Consider the following 15,590-nt stretch of genomic DNA (forward strand, 5'->3'; position numbering starts at 1 on the left):
TTCATAACAAGAATTTCTGTTATTTTTCATAAAGATAATGTAAGTACCACGGACAAATATGTGGCTTTCCGTAAAGTAAGGAAAGTAATTAGTGAGTATTGGATAAAAAGAGAATTATATAGTTGTAAGATGAGATGATGTACTTCAATATACTCAGCATTCAGTTTAGCATGACGAATGGATTTCTTCCTTCGCAGGAATGACAAACTAACTATCTAATGATCTATATAGTCCAACAATCTAAATAAGTCTAAAATCACAACTTCAAAGCCTGAATCCGATCAAAAAATGCCTTTTTATAGGTGTCACCAATTGGAATAGAAGTTGAGTTTACATACACCGAATTAGAATCCGTTTTGGTAATATGCGCTAAGGAAATGATATACGATTTGTGGGTTTTGATAAACATAGAAGTTGGCAAGCATTCTTCAATGTTTTTTAAGGTATTATAGGTAATAATTTGTTTGCCTACTAAGTGAATAGCAACATAGTTTTTTAAGCCTTCAATGTATTGAATGTCTTTGATATATATTTTTTCAAAGTTGTTTTTTCCATCAGTTTTTACGAATAAGAAATCGTCCGTAATAGTTGTAGTTTCAACAGTTTTTGTTGGTTCATTGAGTTTGAGAACTGCCTTATAGAAACGTTCAAATTCGAAAGGTTTAAGTAAATAATCAACAGCAGCTAAATCGTAACTTTCCAAAGCAAATTGTGGATATGCCGTTGTAAAGATGATTTTCGTTTTATTATTGATAATCTTAGATAATTGAATTCCTGAGAGTTCGGGCATTTGTATGTCAAGGAAAACAACATCAATTTGCGATTTCTCAAGTATTTGCAATGCTTCCAACGGTTTTGTTGTAGATGTCACGAGTTCTAAAAACGAAACTTTGGCAACGTATTTTTCGAGCAAACGTATTGCTGGCGGTTCGTCATCGACGATCATGCATTTTAAAACTGTGCTCATAAAGGTAGTTTTATATACGATTCAAATTGTCCGTTTTCACTTGTGTATTTTACTTCATAATTATCATCAAACATAGCTTTTAAACGACGTTTTACATTCTCTGCACCAATACCCGAATCCATATATTTATCAGAATGAAATACTTTATTTTTCGTTTGTAAACTTAAAGAATTGGCTTCAATTATAATATTTATTTCCGCAGGATTTGAAGCATCATTTACAATTCCGTGTTTGAATAAGTTTTCTACAAAGTGAATCAGAATCAACGATGGCACTTGCTGCTCTCCTATTTCACCTTCTATATTAAAATTCACAAACAATTGATCTTCGTATCGAATTTTATAAAAATACATATAATCTTCAATAAATTTCAATTCTTGTTGCAACGACATATAATCTTTATCGGATTCATAAGTTACATACCGTAATAGTTCTGACAATCGGTGAATATCTTTTGCTGTATTTGGTTGTTTGTCAATTAATTCGCTATAAAAAGTATTTAAAGTATTGAATAAGAAATGCGGACTTATTTGCGATTTTAAAAAGCTAATCTCACCTTTCGTATGTTCTAGTTTCAATTGAAAAAGTTTGTCTTTATTTTCATTGTACTGCAATACTAAAAACACAATCGTACTATATAAAATAGGCTTGATAGCATAATAAGAATTGTCAAATACATAGTAAATCAACTTACGTGAATTGTTGTGATAATTATGCTGTCCAGTAAATTCAAATAGAATCACTTCTTGTGAAAGATAGCGCAATCCTGCAAAGAGTAAAATCATCCCAAAAACCGCGATAATAAAAGGAATCAAGCGTTTTTTAGATAGCAATTTTGGAGCAATTACAAAGAAATTCAAGAAATAAATTGCCACAGAACAAATATAAAATGTAATAAATAATCCTTGGTATTCACTACTAAAATTGGTCATCAATCCTTTCATTCCATTGATAGTATAGTCTTCCAACCATTCTAGTAGTATCAATGCAACGCCAAGAATAACGTGATATTTCCAGTGTTTTTTAATTTCCATGACACAAATGTATTTGATTTCTTATTGTTTCCTGCGTTTTTAGGATAAACACTCCATTTTTTTATATAAACTCAAAAAAATAGCGGACAAAAAATCTAGTGGAATCGTTTCTAGGGTTTGTTGTGTAGTTTGTTCAACTGCGATTTTTTGAGTTTTTATAATGATTTTCAAGCATAGTTTTGGCGTAAATAATCATGCATCTATTTAGTACGTCATTCTGAACTTGATTCAGAATCACATTCTACTAAACATTTAGTTTTATGATGAGACCCTGAATCAAGTTCAGGGTGACGAAATAGTAATATGACAAAAAACAGCTAGTAATATAATTTTTAATACATGAAACATTTCATCATCATTCTCACATTTTTCTTTACTTCTATATTGCTTTCGCAAGAAATAACTTTGACAGGAACCATTTCGGCAACGAAAACAAAAGAACTACTTCCATTATCCGCCGTTACTGTGTTTGATGCTACTAACGACAAATTGATTACATATGCATATAGCGATGATGATGGAAAATACAGAGTTCAATTTACCAATAAGCCATTTTATGTAAAAGTTGAAACCTTGGGCTATATCACTTTTAAAAGTAAAACAATAACTGTAACCGAAACTGAGAAAGTATTCAATATTTCGCTGCAAGTTGATGTGTCTGAATTAGATGTAGTTACCATTCTTCAAAAGAAACGCTTGATTAAGATGACTGGCGATAAAATGATTGTAGATGTTGATAAATCTGGAATTGGCGCAGGAAACGATGCATTGGAAACCTTAAGCAAGTTACCTGGCATGCGTTTGGATAAAGACGAAAACATCATTTTTAGAGGCGATGGAAATCTACAAATCCTAATTGATGGAAAGCCTTCACTCCTATCTGGTGATGCTTTGAAACAGTTTTTAAAAACGATGGCTGGCGATAATATCAAAGCAGTAGAAATTATTGCAAATCCTTCTGCAAAGTATGATGCTTCTGGAACTGGCGGAATTTTAAATATTCGATTGAAAAAACCTATCTATCAGGGTTTTACTGGAAATGTGTACGGTTCGGTTGGTTATGCCGAATTTATCAAGAATAGTTACGGATTGAATTTATATAATCAGACAGAAAAATGGACTATAAACGCAGGTTTGTATTATGGTTATTTTGAATCGGTAAACCATAGAAATGTAGTGCAAAGTATTGAAGAACCTGGTTTACAAACTACGTTGGATCAAATTAACGATTGGTTTCCAATTTCCACAAGTCTGACTTCAAAGTTTGGTGTTTCATATAACATTTCTAAAAATGCAAGCATTGGAACTTCATGGAATTACAATATTGCCAATAGTAATGAAGAAACTGAAGGACGCACCAATGAATTTTATAATGGAAATTACGAACGTTTTACGATTTTGAATACAACTTTTGATGAAAATAATAAACGCCTGACAGGAAACCTCTATTACAGTTATGCTTCCGACAGTTTAGACACAAAGTTTGATGCACAAATAAATTATGCTACGTATAACAATTCACAAGATCAAATTACCTCAAATGAATATTTTAATGTTTCGGACAATCAACAATATAGAGATCCAGAGATTATTAGAAATGACAATCCTACGAAGTATAATATTCTAAGTACGCGTGTTGATTATGAGAAAGAATTAACGGATGAATTTCAATTGGAAACTGGTGCAAAATATAGTTATGTGTCTAACAATTATAATAATTTACTTTTTGAACGTGATGCAACTACCGGTTTCCAACTTGATGTCAATCGTAGCAACGAATTGAAATACAAAGAATCCATTGGTGCTTTGTACGGAATTATGAATTATAACAAAGAAAACTGGAGTTTTCAAGCAGGTTTGCGTGCCGAATTTATAGATTATAACGCAACTTCATTAACAAGTAATACAACGAATAAAGGTGATTATGTTTCGTTATTTCCTTCATTTAGCATCAATCACAATTTAGATCACAATCAATTTAAATTTTCATATAGTAGACGAATTCGTCGTCCGAGATATTTATCCTTGAATCCGTTTTTTGAATATGTAGATACGTATAATATTCAAGTTGGAAACCCAAACTTGCAACCACAATTTACGCATGCGCTCGATTTTACGTGGGTTTACAAGCAAAAAACTTCTGCTTCTATCTATGCGAAATTTACAAAAGATATGATGGATACTGCTTTTGATTATGATGAAGCAACGCAGATTACAACTATGTTTCAGGCAAATATTGCAGATGCAGAAGACCTTGGAATTTCATTTAACACTGGTGTTTCACCTTTTGATTTTTGGGATGTTGATTTTTATGGTGATTTTTCATTCAATCATGCAAAATCTGAGATTCCAAACTTTAGCTATGATGAAACTGGAACAAATTGGTATACAACAGTAAATCAGACATTCAACCTTAAAAATGATTGGACAATTTATTGGAATAGTTTCTATTCTGGTCGTGGACGTAATGGAAATTCTGTTTCAAAACCTTCCTATGATATGTCGTTTCGTGTGAAAAAATTCTTTTTCGATCAAAAATTACGTTTGCTAGTTAGAGCTGATAACATCTTTAAAACCAGTAGATGGCGAAGTATTACCGAACAAGATAATGTACGAACCAATTGGACAAATCGTTGGGAAACAAGAAAATTTACGCTTTCCTTGACGTATAACTTTGGTTCAGGAAAAAAGAAACGTGTAAAAGCAATTGATTTGAATGACGAACAGCGAAGATTGTAAAAAAATAGCCCGACCTTTTGACTTCGCTAAAGGTTCGGGCAATTTTAGTATAATATAATCACAAACAATACTAAAATATTATCCGCAAATTCCATTACCAGGACAACTAATAAGCGTATTGCAATACACTGGGTTTACGGAACATTGACCAGTACATATCAATGCATTGGTTTTATTAATTCCTCCATTAATAGCATTTTCTTTACTGCCTAAATTTGAAATAGATTTTTTGTTTAGTACTAATGATGTTAGATTTCTTTTTTTCATGATCTAATATTTAATGGTTTATAATAACACAATATTATTATGAAAATTAAGACTTACAAAGGACTTATCGTGGTGATTTATAAATACTAACGTGTATAACATATAATGTTTTACAGCCTTTATACAATCTAATATCGTAGCATTTTTCATTCCCATGCAGACAGGAATCCTTTAGATAATTAGTTCAAAAGTGGGTTCCGCAACAAGTGTGGAATGACATTGTAGGTTAAAACAAAAAAGCACATCAAACATATATTTGATGTGCTTTTCTTTATGATAAAAGAAACCTTATTAGTTATGTGTCGCTTTTAACTTTTTCCAGTTTTTATTAGCAGTTTTCACCAATTTTGAATGACTGTTTTCTGCTAACCATAATTGTTGTGCGTCTAATTCTAAATTGTATAAGTATAAAAAGTACTTTCCTCCTTTTACAACAAATTTGTTTGGATCTGGACGAAATTTTGCACCAGCATACACTCCAAAAGCGCAAAATCCACCGTACTCAGGAAGGTATTTTGTTGGATTCTTGTCAAAAGTTGATTTTTGTGCTGCTGAAGTAAAGTAGTAAATTACTTTTTGGTATTCTGATTTGTATTCCTTCACTCCTTTTTGAGCAATTCCTAGGTCTAAGTATGAAACTGCACTATATCCTTGCAATGCAATGTTACTGTTGTCAATATTATTTGCTTTGTTGTCTTGTGCAAGTACAATTGTACTTACTAACATACTTAAGATTACGATACTTGATTTTATTATATTTTTCATTTGTTTTGTTTTTTAGATGTGTAAATTATTATTGTGCATTAAAATATTCTTCTTGAATTACTTCTCCGTTGTCATTCCATACTCTACGAATGATTTCGTGCCAGTAAATTTTACTATCATCTTTCATATTGAAATCGAATGTAAATTCAGAAGCGGAAACGTTTCCATCAACAATTGTATGATGCAATTTGATTCCGTTTACTTGTGCAATTGCGCCAGCAAATCCTTCCATTTTTTGAACCATTTCTTGCTTATTTTTCGTTGCTAAACCATTGTAATCTGAAGTTGTAGCGTCATTTGCGAAGAATTGTTTTACAGCATCTACAATTGCTCCTTGAGCTACGATACCATCCATTTTTGTTGCTTGTTCTTTAATATTCATCTTTATTATTTTTAAATGTTAATTAATTTTTTGTTATTAATAACATTGCAAATATGCGAACGAATAGCCGTTAAGAAGCTACAAAAAACACGCAGGAAATTGTACTTTTTATTCTATGATTGAGATTTAAATATTTAGAAGTACTTTACTTTTTATAGTTGGAAGGAGAAACACCAACGTAGTGAGAAAAGAAGGAAGAAAAGTGATTGGCTTCTTCAAAACCTAAGCTGTGTGCTATATTTTTAACACTTTCTTGTTGAGCTAGCATTTCTTTAGCAGAAATAATCAATTGTGAGCGAATTAATTGACCTAAAGAAGTATTCATTTTTAACTTAACTTTCTTTGACAATGCTTTAACACTGATGTTCATTTGATCCGCATAGAAACCTAACGTATGTTGCTCATTATGAAATTCTTGAATAAGATTGATCAAATCTTGAATAAACAAATCGCGCTCTTTATAATCAAAGTTATCACGAAACTGTTTGGGTGTTTGTCCTGTTTTATTTTTGAAAGTACGATTGAAGTATCCAGGATCTTTAAATCCTTGATCGTATGCAATTTCCTGAATGTTTTTATCAGTAAACGCAATATCTTTTTGACTTTCTATGAGCTTTTTATTTTGAATTAAATTCTTAACAGACAATCCTATTTTGCTTTTCACTAAATGCTTTACCGTATATTCAGAATGCATTAAATGATTCGCCAAAGCTGCAGTATCAATGTTGTTTGCAAACTCTTGATCAATGACTTCTTTTACATCAAATATGACTTGATATTCGTCTTTATTTGCCTGAAAAGGGTTTTGCCAATACCATTGTTCCGTAGAAACATCAATAAGATCTGTCATACTATCATTAAACACGGTTGTATTTAAAAAAGCTTTACAATCATCACATTCTTTGAAATTGATATATCCTAATGAAATTAAGTGTTTGAAGAGAATTCGAACATCTTTAGATTTAAAAATAATTTCATCTGGAAAGTGAATAAAACGCACCACAAAATCATCTGAAAGAAACTTTATGTATTGTCCTTTTTCAAGATAAATAGCTTTGTCACTCCAATCATGATAGCTTTTAAAATCAACTTGAATATTTCCAGAACCTTCTAGAATATGAATCAAAGTATATTTTTCTATAAAATATACCTTATTGATTTCAGCATGAATTTTTGTGACCACGAAACCTGTGTTTTTAGTATTGTTTTCGGAAGTGTAAAGATAGTTGATAATTTACACTTCGTGAATTGTTAAGTCTGTTTTGACATTTTTATATGGTTACATATACAACTTTTTAATTGTTGATTTATACGTACTACCAATAGGAATTTCAGCAGTTTCTATGAGTACAGCGTTGGGTTTTATCTTTTTGAGTCGATTTGTATTGATGATGTACGATCTGTGAATTTGTATGAACGTTGTAGTATCTAGCTTTTTTAACCAATTGGATAAACTTCCAAGTGTAAGTATTTTTTCTTCAAGAGTAACAATTGCAACATAATCAAGTTCAGATTTTATGTAAAGAATATCATTCCGTTTTATTTTATGCGTGATTTTGTCAGCATAGATTAATATATGTTCAGAATCGTCTAGAAATGGTTTCGTTGTGCGTATTCTGTTTACTGCCGTTAATAAACGAACATATGAGAATGGTTTTATCATATAATCGATTACAGCTTGCTCAAAAGCCTCAATAGCAAAATCTGGATATGCAGTAGTAATAATTACTTTTGGAGGATTTACAAGTGTTTTTAAGAACGCTAGGCCATTGAGTTCTGGTAATTCCATGTCTAAAAACATAAAATCGGTTGCTTGTAGTATTTCCTGTGGAATATCTAAGCCAGATTCATAAACTCCGACACAAGTGATAAAGTTTGTTTTTTCTATGTAATGCAGCAAGATTGATTGCGCATTTTTTTCGTCTTCAACAATAATACATTTTAACATAGATTCAATTTTAAACTCACTAAAAACTGATCATTTTGATCCTCAATTTTTAATTCATGCTGATTAGGATATAGTAATTCTAAACGTTTTTTTGTATTCTTTAAACCAATGCCGCTCGATTTCCAATCATCTGTTAAAAGAAATTCAGAATTATACGGATTTTTACACGTGAAGAATAATTCTTTATCATTAACTCTTAAGTAAATAGATATTATATTTTCACCTTTTAGTTTACTTGTGTATTTTACTGCATTTTCAATAAACGTAAGCAAGATTAATGGTGAGATTAATACATTTTTGTCTTGAATTTCTTCATCAACGTTAAATATAATTTTGTCTTCCCAACGCAAACTATTGATATACATATAGTCTTTAATATGTTGCCAATCAATTGCAATTGGAACTTTCTCTTTTTTACCTTCATGCAATACATATTTGAAGTTATCTGAAAGTTTTAGAATCAATTCTGAAGCCTTTGAATCATTCGTTAATGTATATGCGTAAATATTGTTTAAGGTGTTGAATAAGAAATGTGGATTTATTTGTGCTTTTAGGTTTTTCAACTCCGCAATTCTAAGGTGATTACTGAGTATGTAAGATTTTTTAAAGCTGTAAAAGCTATAGAATATTAAACAAACTAAAATATATTCACTTAAAATTCCTAATGCATGTGTTCCGTATGAATATTTGTCGATATGATATATATAAAGATGTAAAATATACTCTGTAAGTAACACACCAAGCACTGTCATAACAGCAAAAAAGAATAGTAGTATTGGAATTTTATAAGCATTTCGCCAAGAAAAAAAGAAGGAATAACATGTGTAAACGGTAATTAAAAGCATTAATATATTACTATTTCCTGTGATCCATTGAATTAAAACATGCTGACTATCAGCGTATTTAAAAAACGGATATGCAATGTAAAGTATCCAAAATAAAATGTGCAAATACACTTCTTTTTTAATGATATTTTCTATGCGAAATAGCGTCATTTATTTTTTTATTATTTTAATTCTGAAAGTACGTTTATTGCATTTGTATTTTCAGGATTTAAATCTAATGATTTTTGATAGTTTTTAACTGCATTAATTGTATCGCCTAAAGCTAAGAAACATTCTCCATAACTATCAAACGTATTGAATCCATTAGGATATAATTCCGTATTGAGTTTGAAAATTGATAACGCTTCTTTGGTGTTTCCATCAGTCATTATACTATATCCAAACTGATTTATTGTGACTTCAGACAAGTCGTATTTTGAAGTTTTTAAGTCTTCATTCTTGACAAATACAATGATTTCTTCAATTGATTTCCCTGATGAAACTAACTCAGCTAACTTTTTACTGTTCATCTTTTTAACACGTTCACGTTGCTGTGCTAAGGTTTGTACTTTAAATTCTAAGCGTTCTTCATCTGTAATTTTTGTTGTATCAATTTTTGACAATTTCCAAGGTTCTCCATTTTGCCTTTCGTATTGTGTACCATAGATTTGTGGTTCATTTTTGCTTAACAAATAACGATCTGTCGCAGCTGCTAATAACCATTTGTCTGCCGTAGAGTCTAAGTCTACAGATTTTTGCATGAGTTGTACTGCCATTCCATAATCTGTAGAATCTCTACCATGTTGAAAAACCATCGCTGCATTATGATAATCTAACGGTGTGTTTACTTTACTCGAATCTAACAGTTGATATACACGAACACGACGCAAACTGTCATTTACAGAAACGATCTTCCAATCAATTTCGCCTGTTTTGCGTTCTGCCTGATCTTGCTTGTATATTCCTTTTAATTCTTCGTTATCAGTTACTACTACTGGCTTTTGAGTTGTTGTTTGTTCTCTTTTGCAAGCATATAAAAGTATAATTCCTAAGAGTATTACTATTTTTTTCATAAGATGCTATGTTAAAATTTCTATTCGCTTTTTGATTACTTATACGAATCTCTAAAATATAATGCTAATCTTCAAAAAACATCTATGGACTTCCCTATTTGATCTATGAAAATAAAAAAACCGTTATTGCTAAGTACAATAACGGTTTTTATTTTTTCTAAGATGTCTAAAAAAATGATCTATCAATCTATTTTATTAATCATCATCATGATGTTCACTATGATTTCCAAACGGTTTGATAATGATTCCTACACTAAAGATAAATCCATCAGTTGGCGCATAAATCTCTGGAAATGTAGGGTTGCTGTGTGGTGGCGTAACCAACGGTGAAAAACGACTTTGTCTACGATCAGTAAAGTTTTCAAAGTTCGTATAAATTCCTCCCCAATCGAAGTTGCGCATTGCTAAGAATCCCATAGATACAAAATCTCTGGTTTCCGTACCATTTGATAAAAATTGTGTACCTGTATAATACGTTTCATATCCTAAACGCCAAGTGCTAGTTTCATACATAATAACACTTCCTCCATTATGTTTGGCAGTTAATGGCTTTTGTGGATTTCCAGGTAAGTAATTAAGTTTTGCGTCTATCAAAGCATAATTTAAGAACCATTTGAAATGACCATACGAGAACTTTATGTTTGTTTCTGCTCCTTTACTTATGATGTTTCCGTCAGCATTTTCATATTGAAAGAAACCATCTGAGTTTAAGTTCAATAACAATCCATTATCAATAGAAGTTACATAAAACAATTGATTGATAGAAAACCCGATTGTTTCATTGAATAACTTCGTTTTATAGTTAAAATCAAGGTTTAAACCATAAGAACGTTCTGCACTAAGCGAATTCTGATCAATCCCTAAAACATTTTCAAAATTGATAAATTCAGCCTCCTCAGTAAATAAATCGGGTGTTTTATATCCTAATCCACCACCAAATCTACTTGAAAACCCTGTGTCATTTTTATATAATAAAGATACTCTTGGTAATACAAAAATTCCCCAACCTGAAGCTAAATCAGTTCGTAAACCAGTTTCTAAAATCCACTTTTCAGATAAATCAAACGTAGTGTTTACAAAAGCTCCAAAAGTAACATCATTCTGATCGCGTTGCAATGCAGCACTATCATCTTCATTGAAATTTGTTGTGTATAAATTTGCTCCTAATGTCCAATCATTCGTTTCATTATTGTGTTGCAATGATACTTCACTAAAGGAATTGAGTTGCGTTCCTTTAAATTGCATATTTGGCACATTTAACTCACGATCAAAATACGAAATACTGTTTTTGATGGTAAAATTTCGAGCAGAATCAAGCTTTGTCGTATATACTGCCTGACTACTTAAACGTTTTGAAATGTTTTCTTCCGTATATTGGTGAATTCCATTTTGACCATTTTCAATCTTTTCAACATCGCCACCAATTCGGTCATCAAACGTACCATTTAGACCAATCCAAAATGTAGTATCTTCTGAAGGATAATAATAGAATTTTGGATTTAATGATATAGAAGTTGTTTCTGGTAAATTGCTAAATCCATCATCTTCCGGATCGTACACTTTTTGGTAATTTCCAGAAGCATATAAGCTTACACCATATTTTTCATTTCGCTTACTATAAAAGACATTCGCTGTTGTTCCCAACGCATGTGTTTGCGTTAACATGATGTCTAATGCTGGCTCAAAATCAGGTGTTTTAGAAACTAAGTTTACTAAACCTGCAATGGCGCCACCACCATATAAAGTTGAAGAACTTCCTTTGATTATTTCAAATTGATGTAAGTCTAATGGTGGAATTTGCATGATGCTCAATCCGCTTGAAAATCCGCCATATAGCGGAAAACCATCACGTAATAATTGTGTATATCGTCCATCCAACCCTTGAATTCGAATGTTTTGGTTTCCGCTACTTAATGATGTTTGTTGCATCTGAATTCCTGTACTTTCACGCAGTACCATAGAAATATTGGTCGGATTCATCATGTTCTTCTCTCCTAGTTCTTCTCCTCCAATAACTTCTATTCGTGTTGGAATTCTTCGAATATCTCTTGTACTACGTGTTGCTTCAATAACAACAGCATTTAAAGCGCCTTCATCTTCATCCATATAAAAAATGAGTTCTTTGGACGCAGGCAATGTTACAGAAGTCTCTATCGTTTTAAAACCGATAAAAGAAATCATGAGTTTATGTGTTCCACTTGGAATTTCTGTAAATGTTGCAACTCCATCAATATTGGTAATTGCTCCTTTCTTTAAGTTTTCAAATAAAACGTTAGCGCCTAATAATGGCTCTTTTTCGTGTTCTGAAAATACTTTGATATTGATGTCATTATTTTGTGCGTTGACAACGCCGCATATGATACATAGGAACAAAGTGCTCCATAATCGTATTTGCATAATATTATTTTTAATTTGTTAGTTACTGTATAATTTCTGATTAAGCTACATTGCGCTTGTTGAAATGTTGTGGCGGTTGCCAAATAGTAAATAACATGTCAAATCGGTAGTGTGATTCGTAATGAGAATATAATTTTGTAGAAATTGTAATTTTTGATTGCAATGTAAATGTTGGTAGTACTTGACTGATGATTAATGTTCCGCAACAGTTACATGCACAAAGCATTGCACACGAATCATCATGATCATTTTGATGATTGTGTTCCATACTAATTTCAGTATTGTCTTCATGTTCTGTATTGAATCCATCAGAACATGGTTTTAGCGCTAATGCTAAAATTAAAAAACCGAGTATGAAGCTTATGCTTTTCATTTGTCCTACAAATATAGGAAAAGGGTTTTGAACAATTCAAAATGTTGCTTTTTGTTTCTCAATAAATATTATATTTGAAAAAAACTGTATTGTATGGAACCCATAACTTTTGATAGATCACGTGTAGTGAGTTTTAGTGATGCCGTATTTTCTATTGCAATGACTTTGTTAGTGCTAGAAGTTGATATTCCAGATGCACATGAAGCTTCAAATCAAAACCTTGGAAGTATTTTGGGTAACCGTATTCCAAGTTTTATTGGACTTTTGGTAAGTTTTTTAGTAACTGCTTTGTATTGGATCGCACACATGCGAATTATGAAATATGTAAAAGAAGTGAGCTATAAATTATTGTGGTTAAACATTTTACTATTATTATTTATTGTACTTCTGCCCTTTTCTACTGGATTGTATGTGAAAGGTTTTAATGCAATTTCTCCCTTTGCTTTTTATTGTTTCAATCTGTCTGCAATTGGATTTTTTAATTATTTGATGATTCGATATATCGCCAAACATGAAGATGAAGTCACGCCATTTATTGGACAATGGGAAAAAGCACGCGCCTTGAATAGTACCTTTGTTTGGGTATTAGCAGGAATATTAGCTTTTGTACTTCCGCTTACTTCACGATTTGTATTTGTCTTAATTTTTGTATTTCAACCATTGATTAATCGTCATTTTAAAAAGAAGAAAGCGAAGTTGGATTTCGCCTCAACTCAGCCTTCTGAAGTTGTTGAAGAGTTATAAACGTTAAATAAAAAATAACGTCATTTCGAGTGACAAATCTCTGATTTGGTGTATCGAGAAATGCTATGATGTTATTTATCTGTGAATAATAATCATTTTAAATAGAAGTACTTCTCGATACAATTTTCTTCGAAAACCACTCGAAGTGACGTTTTAAGAAAATTATAAATCAATCAACCATTCCAGGGAAGTTTGTTACAAATTTCACTTTAATGTCTGCAAAGTTTTCTGCAACATAAACTTTTAGGTCTTCACCATATTCCACAACTTCCCACTTGCCACAATCATTCGCAAAGTTTTCTACAAGCTTGACTTTGATATCTGGAAAATTATTGACAATTTTTATTTTTATATCAGCATTGCTCGCACTTTCTACAAAACGGATTTTTCCATAGAGTTTTTTGCCTTTAAATTTACAATCATCATCATTTTCTTGCGTTTGATGACTTGCCGCTGAAATACAAAGAGAACTTATAATTAATACTAGCAAGTATTGAAGTGTACGTTTCATGATAATGGATTTTTTCAATTATGCTACAAAGTACTTAAATCAATCCGTTTTACAATTTATGGAGTTGTTATTATAAAAAAAGCGAACCGAAGTTCGCTTGTAAATTTATAGATTATGAACGCGCTTATGTTGGTTCACTATCGTCTGTTTAGATAATAGTAACTCTTACTTTTTTCTTTTTTAAGCGTGTATCCGTTGTTAGTTTAATGACTTCTTTTGCTTTAGAAGCTGCAACTGCAACAAACGCACAATCACTTTTGAGTTCAATCATGCCTAACTCGTCTTTATTAAGTTTTCCTTGTTTCATGAATAATCCGGCAATATCTCCTTTAGAAATTTTGTCTTTTCGTCCACCAGAAACAAATATCGTTTTCCAACCAGAAGCTTTTGGTCTTTCACCAGAAGAGATTTCCTCCACTACTTCAACATCTGAGATAAAATCTGGAACAGTTTCATTTTTCCACTGCAATACAAATGCAGTTCCTTCCGCATGCATACGCGCTGTACGACCATTACGATGTGTAAATTCTTCACTTCGCATTGGCAATTGATAGTGAATGATATATTTAATCTCAGGTACGTCAATTCCTCTTGCTGCTAAATCAGTTGCAATGATGATTTGATGTGTTCCGTTTCTAAATTTGATTAGTGCACGTTCTCTGTCTTTTTGTTCCATTCCACCATAGAAACAACCATGTGGAATGCCTTTTGACGTTAGAAAGTCACTTACATATTGAATGGTATTTTTGAAATTACAGAAGATAATTCCAGGTTGATTCGCGACTAGCGAAATTGTATTTAATAAAGTATCTAATTTGTCCTTTGCAGGAGAAAGTATCCGTTTTACTGCTAGTTTAGCTATTTTTTCGCCTAAATAATTAATCTGCAATGGATTTCGCATTCCAACAAATCGAGGAATGTCCATGTCTTTCGTAGCAGAAGTAAGTACACGTTTTTCAATATGTGGCAATAATGAAATGATGTCCTTCATTTCTTCTTCAAACCCAACTTCTAACGATTTGTCAAATTCATCTAGTATCAACGTTTTGATTTCTTTGGTAGAAAATGTTTCTCTACGCAAATGATCCGCAACTCTTCCTGGCGTACCAACTAAGATTGCCGGACGATGTTTTAATTCAACTTTATCCTTTGAAAAGTTACGTCCACCATATACTTCGTTGGTTTTGAAACCAGTTCCCATGTCACGTGTTACTTGTGCAATTTGAATTGCTAATTCGCGCGAAGGCGCTAAAATAATGACTTGAACCTCATTACTATTTGGGTCCAACTCTTCTATAATAGGTAATAAAAACGCTAATGTTTTTCCTGTCCCTGTTGGTGATAACAGAATTGTATTTGGATGCGAACTGATCGCCAATTTCGCTTCTTCTTGCATTTCATTGAGTTGTTGAATGCCCAATTTTGCTAAGATTTCACGTTGATTTTTAATGATTCTTGACATGCCGCAAAAGTACAGCTATTTTACGCTAACTAGAAAATTATACTAAAGAAATTAAACAACGTAAGTCAGTGTGTTTTATTTGAATACATTCAAAATAAAAAATA

General features: G+C 31.7%; 15 protein-coding genes. 2 read left to right on the forward strand and 13 right to left on the reverse strand.

Going from position 1 to position 15,590, the window contains the following annotated elements; translation table 11 throughout:
* Positions 1-256: 256 nt before the first annotated feature.
* Both ACUUYC_RS19555 and ACUUYC_RS19560 read right to left on the reverse strand, forming a co-directional pair.
* A complete protein-coding gene (locus ACUUYC_RS19555; RefSeq protein WP_474268555.1) occupies positions 257-967 on the reverse strand; it encodes a LytR/AlgR family response regulator transcription factor in 711 nt (236 codons plus the stop codon).
* Entirely contained in the window at positions 964-2,001 is a 1,038-nt protein-coding gene (locus tag ACUUYC_RS19560) for a sensor histidine kinase (protein WP_474268557.1), read from the reverse strand. The genes ACUUYC_RS19555 and ACUUYC_RS19560 overlap by 4 nt, the downstream gene beginning before the upstream one ends.
* Before the next feature lie 339 nt (positions 2,002-2,340).
* Here ACUUYC_RS19560 and ACUUYC_RS19565 point away from each other — a divergent pair, with 339 nt between their 5' ends.
* Positions 2,341-4,740, forward strand: a complete 2,400-nt coding sequence (locus ACUUYC_RS19565; RefSeq protein ID WP_474268559.1) for a TonB-dependent receptor domain-containing protein — start codon at positions 2,341-2,343, stop codon at positions 4,738-4,740.
* A 78-nt stretch (positions 4,741-4,818) separates the two neighbouring features.
* Here ACUUYC_RS19565 and ACUUYC_RS19570 read toward each other — a convergent pair whose 3' ends face one another.
* From ACUUYC_RS19570 to ACUUYC_RS19610, 9 genes are all read right to left on the reverse strand, one after another.
* A complete protein-coding gene (locus ACUUYC_RS19570; RefSeq protein ID WP_474268561.1) occupies positions 4,819-5,007 on the reverse strand; it encodes a hypothetical protein in 189 nt (62 codons plus the stop codon).
* A 291-nt stretch (positions 5,008-5,298) separates the two neighbouring features.
* A complete protein-coding gene (locus ACUUYC_RS19575; RefSeq protein ID WP_474268563.1) occupies positions 5,299-5,772 on the reverse strand; it encodes a YHS domain-containing (seleno)protein in 474 nt (157 codons plus the stop codon).
* Positions 5,773-5,800: 28 nt separating this feature from the next.
* The gene (locus ACUUYC_RS19580) at positions 5,801-6,154 is read right to left on the reverse strand and encodes a hypothetical protein (RefSeq protein ID WP_474268565.1); all 354 of its coding nucleotides are present in this window, start codon (positions 6,152-6,154) and stop codon (positions 5,801-5,803) included.
* A 145-nt stretch (positions 6,155-6,299) separates the two neighbouring features.
* Positions 6,300-7,337 (reverse strand): helix-turn-helix transcriptional regulator, encoded by a 1,038-nt coding sequence (locus ACUUYC_RS19585; RefSeq protein WP_474268566.1) that lies wholly within the window; start codon positions 7,335-7,337, stop codon positions 6,300-6,302.
* A gap of 96 nt (positions 7,338-7,433) precedes the next feature.
* Positions 7,434-8,102: a LytR/AlgR family response regulator transcription factor gene (locus ACUUYC_RS19590; protein ID WP_474268568.1), complete on the reverse strand. Its 669-nt coding sequence runs from the start codon at positions 8,100-8,102 to the stop codon at positions 7,434-7,436.
* Positions 8,096-9,097, reverse strand: coding sequence for a sensor histidine kinase (locus ACUUYC_RS19595; protein ID WP_474268569.1), 1,002 nt, complete (start codon positions 9,095-9,097; stop codon positions 8,096-8,098). The genes ACUUYC_RS19590 and ACUUYC_RS19595 overlap by 7 nt, the downstream gene beginning before the upstream one ends.
* 11 nt (positions 9,098-9,108) lie before the next feature.
* A complete protein-coding gene (locus tag ACUUYC_RS19600; RefSeq protein ID WP_474268570.1) occupies positions 9,109-9,999 on the reverse strand; it encodes a tetratricopeptide repeat protein in 891 nt (296 codons plus the stop codon).
* 195 nt (positions 10,000-10,194) lie between these two features.
* Positions 10,195-12,396, reverse strand: a complete 2,202-nt coding sequence (locus tag ACUUYC_RS19605; RefSeq protein WP_474268572.1) for a TonB-dependent receptor — start codon at positions 12,394-12,396, stop codon at positions 10,195-10,197.
* 40 nt (positions 12,397-12,436) lie between these two features.
* The gene (locus ACUUYC_RS19610; RefSeq protein WP_474268573.1) at positions 12,437-12,769 is read right to left on the reverse strand and encodes a DUF6660 family protein; all 333 of its coding nucleotides are present in this window, start codon (positions 12,767-12,769) and stop codon (positions 12,437-12,439) included.
* 93 nt (positions 12,770-12,862) lie between these two features.
* On the opposite strand from ACUUYC_RS19610, the gene ACUUYC_RS19615 reads away from it, so the two are divergent.
* The gene (locus tag ACUUYC_RS19615) at positions 12,863-13,513 is read left to right on the forward strand and encodes a TMEM175 family protein (RefSeq protein ID WP_474268574.1); all 651 of its coding nucleotides are present in this window, start codon (positions 12,863-12,865) and stop codon (positions 13,511-13,513) included.
* A gap of 169 nt (positions 13,514-13,682) precedes the next feature.
* Here ACUUYC_RS19615 and ACUUYC_RS19620 read toward each other — a convergent pair whose 3' ends face one another.
* Together ACUUYC_RS19620 and ACUUYC_RS19625 are read right to left on the reverse strand one after the other, a co-directional pair.
* The gene (locus ACUUYC_RS19620) at positions 13,683-14,024 is read right to left on the reverse strand and encodes a 7(1) septoil knot domain-containing protein (RefSeq protein ID WP_474268575.1); all 342 of its coding nucleotides are present in this window, start codon (positions 14,022-14,024) and stop codon (positions 13,683-13,685) included.
* Positions 14,025-14,172: 148 nt separating this feature from the next.
* A complete protein-coding gene (locus ACUUYC_RS19625; RefSeq protein WP_474268576.1) occupies positions 14,173-15,486 on the reverse strand; it encodes a DEAD/DEAH box helicase in 1,314 nt (437 codons plus the stop codon).
* Positions 15,487-15,590 lie beyond the last annotated feature (104 nt).

Source organism: Kordia sp. E, from assembly GCF_056033805.1.